Consider the following 16,640-nt stretch of genomic DNA (forward strand, 5'->3'; position numbering starts at 1 on the left):
CATAATCAAATGAGTGGATTTTGTCATTTATAAGTCATCTATCAATTGCAAGTACATCATATATCCATTTAATGCGTGCTCGATATCATCTATTCTTACGCGATACCCTGCTTCTTTTACAAAAAAGCTACCGACGATTCTTTTCGGATTTTTGAAATACATTGCAAGTTCAGGATAGAAAAATGCTGCACGTTGTATGTTTGCTCTATGCTGAATGATTTCTAATAATCGACTTTGATCAATGCTACAGTCTATCCCTTCATCTAATGCGATCGTAGTGACTTCATATCCAGCAACTAACATTTCTAATATTGGCGTATATGATGGTGTATATGATTCAATGTTATCCATAATATGTTCAATCGATGCCATGACACATTCAACACTCATAATTGTTGGATCGTGTCGAATGAGTTCTAGTAATCCTAGAATAATCCAATGGTCATGATATTGACTGTACTGTTCATCAACGAATTTATTTAATAAATCATAGACGATGTCCAACCATTCCTCATCTTCTTCTAGTGCATAAACCTTCATAAACGATAACATTGCCATGCCTTCGTATTGAATTGATCGCTCGCTTTCTTTAATCGTCAAATCAGGATAATTCAATATGTCTATAGAATCCATCGAATTCAAGTTCAACATTGCTTTCATTCCTTCAGCAACGCCATATACAATATCTCGTAATTCATCATCTTCATCGATGGACAAATATTCTGTTGCTGCAAGAATGAACATTGCATTCTGTCCAAACTTAATCTCATTAATATCATTTGTCGTATCAAAGACATACATTTCATCGCCATCAATATGAATGAAATTTTTTGTAATATAGTCTATTGATTTCTTCACTTTACTCGTATTTTGATCAGTATAGTTTAATCCTTTTAACAATGTATAAGTAGATGATAAGTGACGCAATGTATTGTAGTGATCAATCTCTTCATCAAAATGTGGAAAATATCCATAAGTAAATTGGCCGTTAGGACGTTGTTCGTTTTTTAAAAACTTGACTAATGATTGAACAATGTTATTAAATTCATCATTCTGTTCGTCTTGACCAGTAATAAGTCGCATCCCTTTAGTAAGGTATTCTTTACTCAGTTCATAAACTTTATCATGATCATAGTAGAACCCTTCTGTTTCAAACATTAGCACAGATTGCCCTTTATATTCAGTTAAATCTAATTGATTCAAATAAGGTTTCCTTTGAACAATATAATCATTGATATTGCGTTCATTCAATTGGAGGGCTTGTCGATCATCACTTGTCCAAGTGACAAACGCATTCGAAGTTATTTCCTCGGAAATAAATGCATACTCAAAACGTTCATCAAACGATATCCCAAATGGAATATAGTTACGGATTAAATGCTCCATCGCTAATTTCAATTCATCGAATTGCATTGCTTTCACTTGAGTCACAACATCAATTTTCATCCATCCGATAGGTCTTCCATACTCTGCTTTGAAGCGTTCTTCGGTATCATTTAATTGGCTTAACAAATTGTCGTTATATTTAAGCATTTGAACATGAACTCTTTCATTCTTTTTACCATAACTGACAAATATTCGATCGATTTGATCATATGTTTCTTCTAAATGTTTAACTAACGCTTCACGTTCTTTAATTTTCGACATTTAATATCCACCTTATCACTCAATTGTTTATACATACTTATTTTACCATAGTGTACAAAAAGCCATCAGGTTTAACCTGATGGCTTTTTAACTGTTCATACACTGGCTTAGTTTTGTTCTTTTCTACGACGAGTAGATAGAACCATTGTCGCACCTGCACCAAGTGTTAATAATGCAAGAAGTGCTTTATCATATGCGTCTGATTCACCTGTTTGTGGTAACATCTCAGCAGATGGTTTTTGTAATTTCCCTGATACATCTGTTGCATTTACTTCTTGATCTGCTGCTACTTCAACGTCACTACCTGTCGCAAATGTTTGTACATTTTGTGGTGTGGCGAAGAATAATTTATTCATTGCACGTTCTACAGATTGTTCGTTTGTAGTGTGAGCAGTTTGTTGTACTTTTGCAACACGTTGTTCGAATTCATTCGAAGTTGTCTCTTGCCTTACAGTTCCATCATTTGTTGTTGTATTAGAACTTGATGATGAGCTACTGCTTGCTTCCCCATCTTTGGCTGTTGCATTTGAGCTTGATGATGAACTACTGCTTGCTTCTCCATCTTTTGCTGTTGCATTTGAGCTTGATGATGAACTACTGCTTGCTTCTCCATCTTTTGCTGTTGCACTTGAGCTTGATGATGAACTACTGCTTGCTTCTCCATCTTTTGCTGTTGCATTTGAGCTTGATGAACTTGAAGCGTCAGATGATGTTTGACCATCTCCTGTATTCACGATCACTTCGGCATTTGCTTCACTATCGCTATCTGCTTCCGCGCTAGAGTTATTATTGTTGTTGTTTGTATTATTATTCTCAATATTGATGTTTGGCACTGTAATTTCAGTTCCATCTTCACAACATACAACTAAGTCTCCGTGAATATTAATGTAGTAGTTCGTCACTTCATTCGCTTCACCATTTTGACCTGGGATCGTAATGATACGTCCATCGTTAAATTCAATTGTAATATTACCTTCATCATCTTTCGTCTGACGAATAATTTCAATGGATTTACCATCTTGACCATCGATTCCATCTTTTACTGTCACACGGTCAACTTCAACGTATTCACCGTTATCATCTTGCTTAGAAGTAACGATATCATAAGTCCCGTCACCATTATCAATGATTTCAGTCTTCGTTGATTTACCATCTTTTCCATTTTCAACAGTTTGTCTATCGATTTCTTGACCATTTCCATCGATTACAACTACATCAAATGTGCCATCTGGATTTCTTTCGATGATTACACTATTTCCATCTTTTCCGTCTTTTCCATCAATTCCATCGCGAATATTCTCACGAGAAATTTCAGTTCCGTCTTGTTGCAAGATGACAATATCATATGATCCATCTTCACGGCGTTCAATATGAATTGTGTGGCCATTTTGACCATCTTTTCCATCTTCACCATCTTTTCCATCGTTAACAATTGTTGTTGTTGTTGTTCCATCTGGATTTGTAATTGTGATCGTGTGTGTACCATCACCATTATCTACAATGTCTGCTGTTGGTGATTCTCCATCTTGACCATCTTCTCCATTTTTTCCATCGTTAACAATTGTTGTTGTTGTTGTTCCATCTGGATTTGTAATTGTGATTGTGTGTGTACCATCACCATTATCTACAACGTCTGCTGTTGGTGATTTTCCATCTTGACCATCTTGACCATCAAGACCGTCTTTTCCATCTTTTCCATCGTTAACAATTGTTGTTGTTGTTGTTCCATCTGGATTTGTAATTGTGATCGTGTGTGTACCATCACCATTATCTACAATGTCTGCTGTTGGTGATTTTCCATCTTGACCATCTTGACCATCAAGACCGTCTTTTCCATCTTTTCCATCGTTAACAATTGTTGTTGTTGTTGTTCCGTCTGGATTTGTAATTGTGATCGTGTGTGTACCATCACCATTATCTACAACGTCTGCTGTTGGTGATTCTCCATCTTCTCCATCGTTAACAATTGTTTCCGTTGTTGTTCCGTCTGGATTTGTAATTGTGATCGTGTGTGTACCATCACCATTATCTACAATGTCTGCTGTTGGTGACTTTCCATCTTCTCCATCGTTAACAATTGTTTCCGTTGTTGTTCCATCTGGATTTGTAATTGTGATCGTGTGTGTACCATCACCATTATCTACAACGTCTGCTGTTGGTGATTTTCCATCTTGACCATCTTGACCATCTTGACCATCTTGACCATCAAGACCGTCTTTTCCATCTTTTCCATCGTTAACAATTGTTGTTGTTGTTGTTCCATCTGGATTTGTAATTGTGATCGTGTGTGTACCATCACCATTATCTACAATGTCTGCTGTTGGTGATTCTCCATCTTCTCCATCGTTAACAATTGTTTCCGTTGTTGTTCCGTCTGGATTTGTAATTGTGATCGTGTGTGTACCATCACCATTATCTACAACGTCTGCTGTTGGTGATTTTCCATCTTGACCATCTTGACCATCAAGACCGTCTTTTCCATCTTTTCCATCGTTAACAATTGTTGTTGTTGTTGTTCCATCTGGATTTGTAATTGTGATCGTGTGTGTACCATCACCATTATCTACAACGTCTGCTGTTGGTGACTTTCCATCTTCTCCATCGTTAACAATTGTTGTTGTTGTTGTTCCATCTGGATTTGTAATTGTGATCGTATGTGTGCCATCACCATTATCTACAACGTCTACTGTTGGTGATTTTCCATCTTGACCATCAACACCGTCTTTTCCGTCTGCTCCATCTTTAACCGTTACACGATTTGTCTCTGTCTCTTTACCTGTTGTTGGGTCAATTTCATACGTCACGATATCGTACGTGCCATCTCCGTTATCTACTACTTCTGTTCTTGTTGAGATCCCGTCTTGACCGTCGATTCCATCTTTACCATCAAGACCATCGATTCCGTCTGATACAGTCGTACGATCTGTTTCTTCATATTGACCAGTATCTGGATTATATACTTCCACAACGATATCACGAACACCATCATTAGGATCCTGATCTTCTACAGTAACTCGTGGTGGATAAGTTTCTGCTGGTGTATCTGGAACAAACACGGTATTAATAATAACTTTCTCACCTGTATTGGGATCGATGTAATATTCATTAATTGTAGTTCCTGGATTATTCGGGTCTGTACTTGGTACTTCTTCTAATTGTTTAGGCACACCGTACTCTAAGATTTCCTGACGTGGATCATTGATTCGCTTACGATCAACTTCAGTGTAGTACGTATCAAAGTAGTCTCCACCTTCGAATGTCGTCTCATCACCAGTAATTTCAGTATGCTTATAAATGACACGATCTTGCCCTTCAATACCTGATTGTACAACAACTGGTGTTGAGCTATTTAATTCAGGATTAAATCGTGTAATTGTTTCAAACGGAACGTCTTCAACGATCATTTCGTAATATGATGGTGGTATCACTAATCCTAAGTCAATTGTATTATCATCAGCTGTTAATTGCACAACAGATTTAAGTTTATTCGAGTCTTTACCCGATTTAGAATCTCCCATTACTTCTGGTGTTGTCGGGACATATCCATCAGGTACTATAAATTCAACAATATAAGTACCTTCTTCAACAGAATCAAAAGAGTAATTACCATTTTCATCTGTTGTTGTTGTTGCGATTTCTGTTCCGGTACTGTCGTAAAGTTTCACTTCAACATTTGCAACAGGTTTTTCTTCGGCATCTTGTAATCCATCTTTATTTGAATCTTCCCAAACATAGTCACCGATATTGTAATAATTTGCAAGTGTTGAATCACTTGTACTATCGTGTATAACTACCAATGAACCAATATATGTGTTGTTATAGAATCGATTTCCATTTGTATCTGTTTTCACTACTTCTTCTAGTAAATAAACATTTGTTTTTAAATCAGATCTATCTTTTGTATTATCAAACGTAGTTTCTACCTTTAATACGACCGGTTCATTAGAAGGGAAATTATTTATTATGACATTTCCATTAGAATCAACAGACCAATTAGCATCTCTAATATAAGTTAAATCTTCAGGTGGATAAGCTGCACTTTGAGATAATCCTTCCTTCGGCCTATGTACAGTTATTTTAGTATTAGTTTTATCAAAATTTATTGAACTGTCCGCATTATCTAACTGAACCCAAGGATTAATTAAAGATGTTCCATTTGGATTAATAGATATATATTCCTCGAGCGTTCCATTTTCTTGATTAATTCTTCCTAACATTTCTTTTAATACTAAACGATTATCTGCAGACCGTGAGTATTTCCCAAATACAACTTTCATAGTTTCTGTATCTGAATGTGTTCCCATAGACACTGTAAAATCTTGCGCCGGATTGTCATACTGGAGTCTCTCTCTATCAATTGGTAAACTTGTTCTAGATGTCACATTTTTAACATTTAACAAATCTAACGAATCCGTAAATGTATAAACAATCTGTTTTGTATCATGATTATAGCGACCTTCAGCAATCACGACACCATTTTTTTCCATCGTTATTATACCTGGTGCGTATGGATCATCTAAGCCTGCAGGTGATAATTCATTAGGAATTTCAACAGTAAAATAATCACCAGAATTTACTGATTTTGGTATCGAAAAATTTAAGTTGAATTCCATTGCTTGCCCTTGATCTGCATATAATGTAGTGGGACTAGACTCGTTAATATTAGGCGTATTAGGATTATCCGAAGCAGGTTGTTTTTTTATATCAATAACCACATTCGTCAACTGTTCTGACACATCAACACCTGTTGGTGCTACAGCTGCAAATCCAGCTGTCAACGATCTCATTTGGAATGTATTATTTGTTGTCGTCATACCTTGTGAATACGTCACACCAGCTTGTAATGCTTCTTTATATAAATCCTCCGGTCTTAACGCATTATAATCACCTTGAATTAACGCAATAATCCCATCAACATCTTCAGGATTATAAAATTCTTCAAGCATCTCACGAACTACCTTTTCTTTATCTGACTCTGTTTCAATACGCTCTACAAATTCAGACGGAACTTTAATCTCTTCGATAGTCGCGCCTTCTTGAATAACCGACTCTTCTTGAGCTACTCCACGCTCTTCTTCAACTTGCGTAATTGCCTCTTTAGCAGCTTGAATCTTCTCTTCGTCTGTCATCCCTTCAGTATAATAGCCAGCTTGTAGCGCTAAGCTACCTAACGTATTCGGGTTAGAGAAGTCGACTTTGTCATATATACTCTTAATATATTCAACGTACGCTTTAGATGATTCTTCCTTCGCTTCATCAGGTGCTTCTGTTGAAGGGTTTTCAGTTGTCAATTCTTCTGTCGATACATCTTCAGATGTCACTTCTTCGGTTGATGCTTCTTCTGTCGACACATCCTCAGATGTTACTTCTTCGGTTGAAGCATCTTCTGTCGATACATCTTCAGATGTCACTTCTTCGGTTGATGCTTCTTCCGTTGATACTTCCTCAGATGACACTTCTTCCGTTGATGCTTCTTCTGTCGACACATCCTCAGATGTCACTTCTTCCGTTGATGCTTCTTCTGTCGACACATCCTCAGATGATGCATCTTCTGTCGACACACCTTCAGTTGTCATTATTTCAGATGTCACTTCTTCAGACGATTTTACTTCTTCTGTTGATGGTTCAACAGATGCCTCAGTCGTTTCTTCAGTTGACTGTTCTTCTACAGTCACTTCTGTCGTTGCTTCTTGAGTCTCTTCTTCTACTGAAGGTTCAGCTGTAACAGCTTCTGTTGAAGGCATAACTGTTGCTTCTGTTGTTGATTGCTCAACAGTTTGTTCAGTTGAAGGTTGTTGAGTCGAAGGCGCTAACTCATTTGTAGTAGGTTGTTCTGTTGTCACTGCTTGCTCTGTTGTTTCAGTTGATGAGTCCGGGGCGGCTTGTTCACTTTCAGTTGATTCTTCTGATTGAACCGTCGCATCCCCTTCTTCAGCTTGTGCTTCATTATTAATACCGAACACTAATGATGTCCCAATTAAAATCGAAGCGGTTCCGACAGTAAATTTACGAATCGAAAACTTACTGTGCATATGTGGCAGAAAACTTAAATCCATTTTGTTTTTTTGGTTTTTCATGTTTGCACTCCTTTCGCATTTTAAAGATGATATTTAGTAAATAAATAATTAATATGCTCATGGCACTTCTTGAACTGGAAAAAATATAGACAGAGAATGTATCTTTGTATACTAAAAAGTATAGCATATAAATAGTAATTTAAAATAAATATTCTCTTAATTTACATAATATTTCATTTTAATTAAAATAAAATTGAAAATATATAATAATACGATTAAAAAATTGATTTGTTGCTATTTTAACTATGTATATATATCTTGAAATAGAGACTAAATTCAGAGCATTTTTCTAATATTTATGATAATTTTTTTCACATTGTTAATCTCATTTTAATTTTATATCTGATTTTTTACTCAATTAAATTCCAAATAAAAAACCAACACCTAATATATAGGTATTGGCTTAATTAGTGAATATAAAAAGTATTGAATCACTGTCAGAAATTTACTTTTGTTCTTTTGATCCTGACTGACTTGAAGTTCCAGAGATTTGATTAGACTTCTCATTGTCTTTACGTGAAGTAAATTCACGTTTCACAACTTTCCCTTGAATCTTCCCGTTGTTCACCGTATGTGTCTCAGTATGTTTTTTTTCTTCAGACATTTTTTATCCTCCTCATCTTATCGTTTCCTTTACTTTACTATAAAAGTCATTAAACTAGTACTCATAAGATTTAGAATGTCTAATTTAAAACTGCTCTGATGCAACTTTCTGGTTTAAGAAGTTCAATAAGTAATCTGGGCTTCCTGTTTTTTGATCTGTGCCTGACATTTTGAATCCACCGAATGGGTGATATCCAACCACTGCTGCTGTACAACCGCGGTTCAAGTATAAGTTACCAACGTCGAAGTACTTCACAGCTTTATGCCAATGTTCACGTGTATTCGTAATGACAGCACCTGTTAAACCATAATCTGTGTCATTCGCCATCTCTAACATTTCATCAAAGTTGTCACCTTTCGTAAATCCAACAACTGGTCCGAAAATTTCTTCTTGCATAATTGTGTCTGTTGACTTAAGTCCTGAGAAGATCGTTGGTTCGATAAAGTAACCTTTCGAATCATCAGCACCGCCACCAACTTCAAGCGTTCCATCTTTTTTACCTTCTTCAATATAACCTTTGATTTTATCAAATTGCTTCTGATTAATCACTGGTCCCATCTCAGTATTATCTATTGTGTTACCGAGTTTAATCTCTTTCGTCAGTTCAACTGACTTCTTCAACACTTCATCGTATACATCTTTGTGTACAATCGCTCGTGAACATGCCGAACATTTCTGTCCACTGAATCCGAATGCACTGGATACTATTGCTTCTGCAGCAAGGTCTGTATCTGCGTCAGCATCAACGATAATACCGTCTTTACCACCCATTTCAGCAATGACACGCTTCAAGTGTGTTTGACCTTCGTGTACTTTCGCAGCACGCTCATAAATGCCTACACCGACAGGGCGAGACCCTGTAAATGTGATAAATTGCGTATCGATGTGGTCGACCATATAGTCACCAATCTCTTTCGGGTCGCCTGGTACGAAGTTAACGACACCATCTGGAAGACCTGCTTCTTTAAGAATCTTCATTAATTCATATGCAACAAGCGGTGTATCTTCTGCTGGCTTTAACAATACTGTATTCCCTGCAACGACTGGAGCTAATGTTGTTCCCGCCATAATCGCAAACGGGAAGTTCCATGGTGTAATCGTTACACCGACACCCATTGGTTGATAGAAGTAGCGATTGTGCTCACCTTCACGGTCATCTACAGGCTTACCATCTGCTAAATCTTTCATTGAACGTGCATAATATTCTATGAAGTCAATCGCTTCATTCGTATCTCCATCCGCTTCATTCCATGGTTTCCCTGCTTCATAAACCATCAACGCTGAAATGTCGTGCTTCTTATGACGAATCAATGCGGCCACACGAATCATCAAGTTCGCACGGTCTTCAGCTGTCCAATCTCTCCATGCTTTGAATGCCTCTTTACCTGCTGACATCGCTTGTTCGATATGATCTGTCGTCGCTTTCGAAATATGACCTAATGCTTCATCTTTTAGCGCTGGGTTGTAAGACGTATACTTATCGTCTGTCATGATTTCTTCACCGTTAATGATTAACGGAACGTCATAACCGAACCCTTCCTTCACTCGCTTCAATGCGGCTTCGAATGCTTCTTTGTTTTCTTTGATTGTAAAATCAGTAGCTGGTTCATTTTTGTACGGTTGTACCATAAATAATACACTCCTTTAAAATATGTCTTATAATTTCTGTTGCCTAATCATTGATGAATTAAACATAACATATTGAATATTTCCACGTTAAATCAACAAAACCTGTTAGACACTAACGCTTGCTTTTAACAAATAAGTAGCTTGCAGTCGTTGAATTCAGTTCGATTGTATTATCAGACTTTACATTCCGTATCGTTATTGTATCCACCATTTTATTTTCATCCAAATACTCTAAAATATCATTTATTTTAACATCTTTATTTGAAAAATAATCTGCTACGTACTCTTCATTAGTCATCCGTTGTACTTCGACGATATCACCCACTTGACATTCAGTCAGTGGTATTATTTCATCTTCTTGTGCTTCAATAAGATTTAATGGAATTGCACCACCGTGTGGACAATACTCAGGAAATTTGAGATACGCTTCTAGTCTTTTTGCTAACAATAGACTCGTCGAATGTTCTAATAACTCTGCTTCATCATGAACTTCATTGATATCATACCCTAAATGATTCACTAAAAAAACTTCCCATAATCGATGTTTATAAATCAATTGCTTAGCCAGTGCTTTGCCTTCTTCAGTTAATATCGATCCCTTATAAGGTAAAGTATTAACCCAATTAATTTTTTCTAGGCTAACCATCATTTCTGTTACAGTAGACGGAGATACTTTGAGTCTTTCTGCCACTAGTTTATTCGATATTCTATTACGTGATCCACCTAAATCAAATAGTACTTTAATATAGTCCTCTTTTTTTTCATTCATGACGTTATTCTCCCTATTTAACGGTCTAAAACCATTATACATGAAGAAAAGTTTTTACCTCAAAAATTTTGGATCTTTTGAAATTTTTCAATTTAAAACATAACGTTCTGCCCTTTACTTTTAATTTCGGTTGTGCTAGAAATGGATTACAAATTTATTTTCAGTCAACCAAAAAAAGAATTCAATAGATGAATTCTTTTTTCGTTGACTTATATATTGTTAGTGATGATTCATTTCATGTACAATATCGTCTGCACTTAAGTGATCCTTATAATACGTTGGCCAATGTTCCATTTCTTTAAGTAATGCTTCATTATCATCACCCATATAAAGATGGAAATGACCTGCTTTATTTGGAGCAATGGCATGATCACTAAATTGTATGTAACCTGGCGCTTCACCATCACCACTTATTTTTTTATAAATAAATCGTACCCCTCTGTTTCCTTTTTCATACTGCAAAATTTCTTTTCCCTCATATTCATATTGCCCCTTTGCTTCTGAATCTGCTTTTTTGAATGTCACTTCACCATCATGGATACCGATATGTTCTATATCTGTTTTGTATCCCGTTGTGTAATACTCTTTATACTCTTTAGCAGATTTATCCCCTTCCTCTGCTTTCTTCTCCATGACTGGATCAAGTGATCCGTCTTTTAAATAAGGATATACAGACTGCCAATCACCTTCCCAATCAGATAAATCACGGTCTTTCACTTGCTCATCTTTGAAATAGCCATCATAAATCTTTTGCTCATCTTCACTCATTTCACCATGCGCGTGATCATGTTCCTCTTCATCCCCATGGTCATGTGCTTCTCCTTCGTGGTCATGATCATGCGCTCCTCCTTCATGGTCATGATCATGCGCTTCTCCTTCATGGTCATGATTGTGTACTTCGGCTTCTTTTGGTGAATCCTCTGATGTGTCTTCTGCCGTCTTCTCTTCCTTCGGCTGTTCTGACTCGTCATTTTGACAAGCACCAAGCACTAACACAAGTGATAATGGTACTAAATATTTTAATTTCTTCATCTGCTTTCATCTCCTGTAAATCGTAATTATTACGTTTTATAATTTTACGATGTTCTACTGTACTTGTCAATTAAATCTTCACATATTTTTTTCGCCGCAACTCGTCCACCGTGAATACTTCGAGCGAACGGACCCACTTCAATATCTGCCAAAAATCCTGTAACATATAGTCTGTCTGTCCATTCTAAGTTAACGGACGTTCTCGGAAATCCATTAATCAGTTGAAGGGACTGTTGTTTAATGAGAGCGTGTAGAAATGTTAGATGCTCAACATTCGATATATATCCAGTTGCACAAATGATTTTGTCATATTTTATTTTTTCTTCGTTCGAATAAATATATTTATTATTTATGTTTTGTATTTCTGTATTATGGACAATGAGTCGACTCTCTTTCTCCAATTGATGTAATTGGCGATACAACTCCTTCGGCATGGACCCCTTATAGCGAGAGTGTTTGATGAGTGACAGTCGCTTAGTCACTGTTTGATTCAAATAATGATTCATTAACTTCGGGCCTAGCCATCCAGGGTCAGCATCAAATGCGTGACACGCTAGCGGTTTATTCACCCATAAATGAATTGTTTTAATTGGATCTTCCTTATGTATCCTGCATACGACATGAGCTGCGCTAATACCACACCCAATAACATGTGATGCGTCTAATTGTTCATTCGGATGTATATCATCTACATGGAATACATTGTCTAATGATTGAGTGCTTATCGGCATATATTTCGTGACATTAGAGCCGATAGCCAAAATAACGACATCCGTAGTGATGATGGAATGATCGTCGAGTTGGATCACATATCGATTGTCGTTGTATTCAATCGAAGTGACTTTATGGTGGACATGACATTGATTGAGATTAAATAGTTCAATCGTTTGTTTCATATGGGCTATAAATAAATCTAACCGAGGCCTTTGGTATTGACCTTTCGTCGGATTTTCATAGTGAGATTGTTTCGCGAATTGTTTCAAATGGAATGCTTCCGGATGACAATGATGAACATATGGGGAACGCAAGTATTCCATGTGGAGTTTTGATGTTTGTTGAATGAAATGATTGCCAAGTGATGGATTCGGATCGACAATTGTCAATTCATGGTGAGCTATGCCTTGTTCAATCATATGAGCAGCCACTGTAATCCCGTGAATCCCACCACCAATAATTGTATAGTTCATTTTTATTCGTGCTCCTTAAATCGTAATTGTTACGTTTTAAAGAGTTTAAACTATTTTGGCTGGTAATTCAAGGGTTAATGATTAGAAGGTAGGAGCCATTTCGAATCATGACGGTGGTTTTTAAACCGTACTTACACGCAGAATTTTTCCAAAAATAATCTTTGTCATCATTATCGTGCGTGTATTGTAAATTTGTGTGCATTAAAAAAGATAGGGCTAAACCCTATCTTTAAAATTTTTTAGATATCTTCTCTATCACTTCATCTATATTGTTTTGAGTTGAAAGGTTGACCGCTGCAAAAAAACTTCCTTCAATAATCGGTGCTTCGAGTTTTTCTACACGATACTGGCCATCATACATTTCAATCGCCATATCTAAATTCATACCAGCTGACCCTATATCATAAAAACATAAAGCATCTTCTTTTAAACCTTTCAATCCTTCTTGAATACGATCAAATGAAGTTCCAATATTACCTTCATGTCCACCAATAGCTATTACAGGAATACCTTCCACCATTTGCTCTAGAAGTGCTTTACCGCCGTTTGCAATATCTTCACTATGACTGACGAGAACAATTGTCGTCATTTTAATCATCTCCTATCAAAGCATTCAAAATATAAACACTGCTTTGAGCTCCTGGGTCAATGTGACCTTTAGAGTTCTCATTGAAATATGATGCACGACCTTTAGTCGCTATCATATCTTTCGTATTATCTGCCAATTGCTGCAAATCATCTATCGTTACTTTTTCTGCTTTCTCTTTCATTTGCCTAGCTCTTTCAATGACGTCATACATTGTTTTTTCATTCAATTCAACTTTCCCACGTGTTTTGACCGCTTCACTAAAAGCTTGTAAATAATCATGGATATCATCAGACTCGACATTCGACATTTTAACAAAAGCAAAACCATATAACGGACCACTGGCTCCACCAATTTTAGACATTAAAGTCATACCTGTTGTTTTCAATACCGTTTGAACCGATGCATCATCTATAGATCCCTCTAAAGACTTAAATCCTCGCAGCATGTTAACACCATGATCTCCATCACCAATTTCACGATCTAAAGATGTTAATAATCCTTCCTTTTCTTCAAAGACAGTCACTAGACTAAGTAATCTTTCTTTAAGTTGTTGTGCGTCCATCACAATCACCCTTTCTTAAAAATATCGACTTTCTGTATGAGCATTTAGCGCTGTTAATAGTTCATCATGACTAGGTGCAATCGTGATTGAGAAACCTTCCATATTTAAAGATGTCATGTAATCTCCAACCAACCATTGCTGTACATTCAAACCTTTGGACTGGAAATATTCATGTACGTACTTCACGACGATATTTAATTCAGTAAGTGGTGTTGCACCCATTCCATTAACCATGACAACTACAGATTTACTTTCGACTTCTTTTAGTAATAAGTCACCTAATTGTTCAACAATTTTATCAACAGATTCAACAGGTTTTCTTTGCAATCCTTTTTCACCATGAATTCCGATACCAATCTCCATCTCATCATCTTGAATATCAAAACCATTTTGACCTGTAGAAGGAATCATCGGTGCTGTGAGCGCCATCCCAATAGACTTAACATCAACTAACAACTGCTCAACTTTATCTTTAATCTCATTGAGTGGCAGTCCTTGCTCTGATAAAAACCCTGCATATTTATGAACAATCACAGTCCCCGCGACACCACGACGTTTTTCAACATCTTCAATACTAATATCATCACGGACAATCACTGTTTCAACTTGAATGCCTTCCATCTCAGCCATCTCTTGTGCCATTTCGAAATTCATAACATCACCAGCGTAATTTTTAACAATTAATAACACACCATCACCATTATCAACTGCTTTAATCGCAGATAACACCTTGTCAGGTGTTGGAGATGTAAATATCTCACCACACACAGCAGCATCTAACATTCCCTTAGCCACATATCCTGCATGCGCAGGTTCATGACCACTACCACCACCTGAAACTAAAGCAACTCCTTTAGCCTTCTTCTCTTTACGAACAACAACTGTGTCTTCGATGATCTCAATATCACTATTTGCTAGTTTCAATCCCTCTAACATGTCACTTAAAACTGAAGTACGGTCTTTGATTAATTTTTTCATTGAAATCACTCCTTTTTATTATATATCTATATTGTACTCCTATTTTCAAATAATTAAAAAAGATATCATGGTTTTATAGACTTGTTCACAATATGTTCAATATCATTATGGTGCGCGTATTTCCAGTTTGCGCGCACCATATACTTGAAAACCACCAATTCCTTCATTATGGTGCGCGTATTTTCTATTTGCGCGCACCATATCCTTGAAAATCACCAATTCCTTCATTATGGTGCGCATATTTCCAATTTGCGCGCACCATATTTCAATCAGTGCCGATTTCTGTCATAATAAAATAAAAAGGAGTCTCACGATGTTCATCAACAACCAACTTAAGTCATTAAGATTATCTCAAACTTCATACCCAACACTACCTGATGAATACCCTTCTAATCCTTTCGACCTTTTCGAGCAGTGGTTAACAGATGCGGTCCACAAAGAAACCGAAGGGAATACGTTAGTTTTATCAACACAACACGACGGGACCGTCGATTCTCGTATCGTACTTTTGAAAGCGATCCATAATGAATCTCTCTTTATCGAGAGTCGAACGGCGCGTCGAAAGGTTGATCAACTTCGTCAACACAATCAAGTGGCTGTGAATTTTTATTGGCCGGTGACGGGTCGACAAGTGAGAATTCAAGGGATCGCTTCGTTTGAATATCCCGAACAAATCAATGACTATCTAGATGCTTCAACACGTGATGATTTAACTGTAGTCCAGATCAAACCAACGCGTTATGAATTTTATCAAAGTCTGACTGAAGGTGGGTTCAAACGGTTTGAATATACGAATCCAACAGATTGGACAATCCATACATTATAAAAGCCGAGGTCATAAACCTCGGCTTTTTTTCATCCTTTAGCAACAGGCCACTCTTCTAACGTTTCACACATCTCCCAGAACATATATTCATAATAACTCGTCTTCACAATGATCTCCTCAAGTTCAGCGAGTTCACGTTCAGGTTTCCCTGCTGTCAGTTGATCCATTAACTCAATGGCACTATTCGTCAATTCAGTAAAATCATCGCCTGAATACATCTCAATCCATTGAGCATAACGATTCCCTTCCACTGATTGTTCCGCTAAAGATTTTCCGATATAATTATAACTCCACGCACACGCTAACAACGCCGCCACGACATGCTCAGGACCACCCCGTTGAGCGTGATTCAACATATAACTCGTATACGCTGTATTCACCGCCGCAGCATCTGTTGCTTCTAACGTCTCTTCACTAATTCCGAATTCAAGCGCAAACTTTCGATGTAAATCCATCTCCATAAACAAAGTGCCATGCAGTAATTCACTAAACATCCCCATCGTCTTCAAATCACGCGCTTTACTACTCCCAATCGCCATTAACTTGGCATACTCAATTAAGTACACATAATCTTGCTTCAGCCAATGTTTAAACTTCTCCTCATCTAAAGATCCGTCACCTAATCCTTTGACGAAAGGATGTTCTAAGTACGATGACCAAATCGGTTCAACACGTTTCCAAATACGTTCAGTAAACATATACTTCTCCTCCTATAAAAAAATACCTATACACGTAGGTAT

General features: G+C 36.9%; 12 protein-coding genes. 1 reads left to right on the forward strand and 11 read right to left on the reverse strand.

Annotated elements, in window-relative coordinates; all coding sequences use genetic code 11:
• Positions 1–27: 27 nt before the first annotated feature.
• The 10 genes from EDD62_RS06490 to dhaK form a co-directional block, all read right to left on the reverse strand.
• A complete protein-coding gene (locus EDD62_RS06490) occupies positions 28–1,647 on the reverse strand; it encodes a glycoside hydrolase family protein (protein WP_123807996.1) in 1,620 nt (539 codons plus the stop codon).
• Positions 1,648–1,754: 107 nt separating this feature from the next.
• A complete protein-coding gene (locus EDD62_RS06495; protein WP_123807997.1) occupies positions 1,755–7,724 on the reverse strand; it encodes a collagen-flanked surface repeat-containing protein in 5,970 nt (1,989 codons plus the stop codon).
• A gap of 445 nt (positions 7,725–8,169) precedes the next feature.
• Positions 8,170–8,328 carry a hypothetical protein gene (locus EDD62_RS09200; RefSeq protein ID WP_170152789.1) on the reverse strand — a complete coding sequence of 53 codons (159 nt, stop codon included), beginning with the start codon at positions 8,326–8,328 and terminating at the stop codon, positions 8,170–8,172.
• Between the two features lie 84 nt (positions 8,329–8,412).
• A complete protein-coding gene (pruA, locus tag EDD62_RS06500; RefSeq protein WP_123807998.1) occupies positions 8,413–9,957 on the reverse strand; it encodes an L-glutamate gamma-semialdehyde dehydrogenase in 1,545 nt (514 codons plus the stop codon).
• 112 nt (positions 9,958–10,069) lie between these two features.
• Positions 10,070–10,726, reverse strand: a complete 657-nt coding sequence (locus EDD62_RS06505) for a metal-dependent transcriptional regulator (protein WP_123807999.1) — start codon at positions 10,724–10,726, stop codon at positions 10,070–10,072.
• Positions 10,727–10,945: 219 nt separating this feature from the next.
• Positions 10,946–11,758, reverse strand: coding sequence for a ZinT/AdcA family metal-binding protein (locus EDD62_RS06510; RefSeq protein ID WP_123808000.1), 813 nt, complete (start codon positions 11,756–11,758; stop codon positions 10,946–10,948).
• A gap of 44 nt (positions 11,759–11,802) precedes the next feature.
• Positions 11,803–12,945 (reverse strand): FAD/NAD(P)-binding protein, encoded by a 1,143-nt coding sequence (locus tag EDD62_RS06515; protein WP_123808001.1) that lies wholly within the window; start codon positions 12,943–12,945, stop codon positions 11,803–11,805.
• Between the two features lie 229 nt (positions 12,946–13,174).
• Positions 13,175–13,534 carry a dihydroxyacetone kinase phosphoryl donor subunit DhaM gene (dhaM, locus tag EDD62_RS06520; RefSeq protein WP_123808002.1) on the reverse strand — a complete coding sequence of 120 codons (360 nt, stop codon included), beginning with the start codon at positions 13,532–13,534 and terminating at the stop codon, positions 13,175–13,177.
• 1 nt (position 13,535) lies between these two features.
• Positions 13,536–14,096, reverse strand: coding sequence for a dihydroxyacetone kinase subunit DhaL (gene dhaL / locus EDD62_RS06525; RefSeq protein WP_123808003.1), 561 nt, complete (start codon positions 14,094–14,096; stop codon positions 13,536–13,538).
• Between the two features lie 15 nt (positions 14,097–14,111).
• On the reverse strand, positions 14,112–15,074 hold the full coding sequence (dhaK, locus tag EDD62_RS06530; RefSeq protein ID WP_123808004.1) for a dihydroxyacetone kinase subunit DhaK: 963 nt from the start codon (positions 15,072–15,074) through the stop codon (positions 14,112–14,114).
• Positions 15,075–15,387: 313 nt separating this feature from the next.
• On the opposite strand from dhaK, the gene EDD62_RS06535 reads away from it, so the two are divergent.
• Positions 15,388–15,900 carry a pyridoxamine 5'-phosphate oxidase family protein gene (locus EDD62_RS06535; protein WP_170152790.1) on the forward strand — a complete coding sequence of 171 codons (513 nt, stop codon included), beginning with the start codon at positions 15,388–15,390 and terminating at the stop codon, positions 15,898–15,900.
• Positions 15,901–15,929: 29 nt separating this feature from the next.
• On the opposite strand, the gene tenA is transcribed toward EDD62_RS06535, so the two are convergent.
• Entirely contained in the window at positions 15,930–16,598 is a 669-nt protein-coding gene (gene tenA / locus EDD62_RS06540) for a thiaminase II (RefSeq protein WP_123808006.1), read from the reverse strand.
• Positions 16,599–16,640: the final 42 nt, after the last annotated feature.

The organism is Abyssicoccus albus, assembly GCF_003815035.1.
GTDB classification, from domain to species: domain Bacteria; phylum Bacillota; class Bacilli; order Staphylococcales; family Abyssicoccaceae; genus Abyssicoccus; species Abyssicoccus albus.

Coding starts and splice junctions, on each gene's coding strand:
- EDD62_RS06490 (WP_123807996.1), bottom strand. CDS start 1,647: ATGTCGAAAATTAAAGAACGTGAAGCGTTAGTTAAACATTTAGAAGAA.
- EDD62_RS06495 (WP_123807997.1), bottom strand. CDS start 7,724: ATGAAAAACCAAAAAAACAAAATGGATTTAAGTTTTCTGCCACATATG.
- EDD62_RS09200 (WP_170152789.1), bottom strand. CDS start 8,328: ATGTCTGAAGAAAAAAAACATACTGAGACACATACGGTGAACAACGGG.
- pruA (WP_123807998.1), bottom strand. CDS start 9,957: ATGGTACAACCGTACAAAAATGAACCAGCTACTGATTTTACAATCAAA.
- EDD62_RS06505 (WP_123807999.1), bottom strand. CDS start 10,726: ATGAATGAAAAAAAAGAGGACTATATTAAAGTACTATTTGATTTAGGT.
- EDD62_RS06510 (WP_123808000.1), bottom strand. CDS start 11,758: ATGAAGAAATTAAAATATTTAGTACCATTATCACTTGTGTTAGTGCTT.
- EDD62_RS06515 (WP_123808001.1), bottom strand. CDS start 12,945: ATGAACTATACAATTATTGGTGGTGGGATTCACGGGATTACAGTGGCT.
- dhaM (WP_123808002.1), bottom strand. CDS start 13,534: ATGACGACAATTGTTCTCGTCAGTCATAGTGAAGATATTGCAAACGGC.
- dhaL (WP_123808003.1), bottom strand. CDS start 14,096: ATGGACGCACAACAACTTAAAGAAAGATTACTTAGTCTAGTGACTGTC.
- dhaK (WP_123808004.1), bottom strand. CDS start 15,074: ATGAAAAAATTAATCAAAGACCGTACTTCAGTTTTAAGTGACATGTTA.
- EDD62_RS06535 (WP_170152790.1), top strand. CDS start 15,388: ATGTTCATCAACAACCAACTTAAGTCATTAAGATTATCTCAAACTTCA.
- tenA (WP_123808006.1), bottom strand. CDS start 16,598: ATGTTTACTGAACGTATTTGGAAACGTGTTGAACCGATTTGGTCATCG.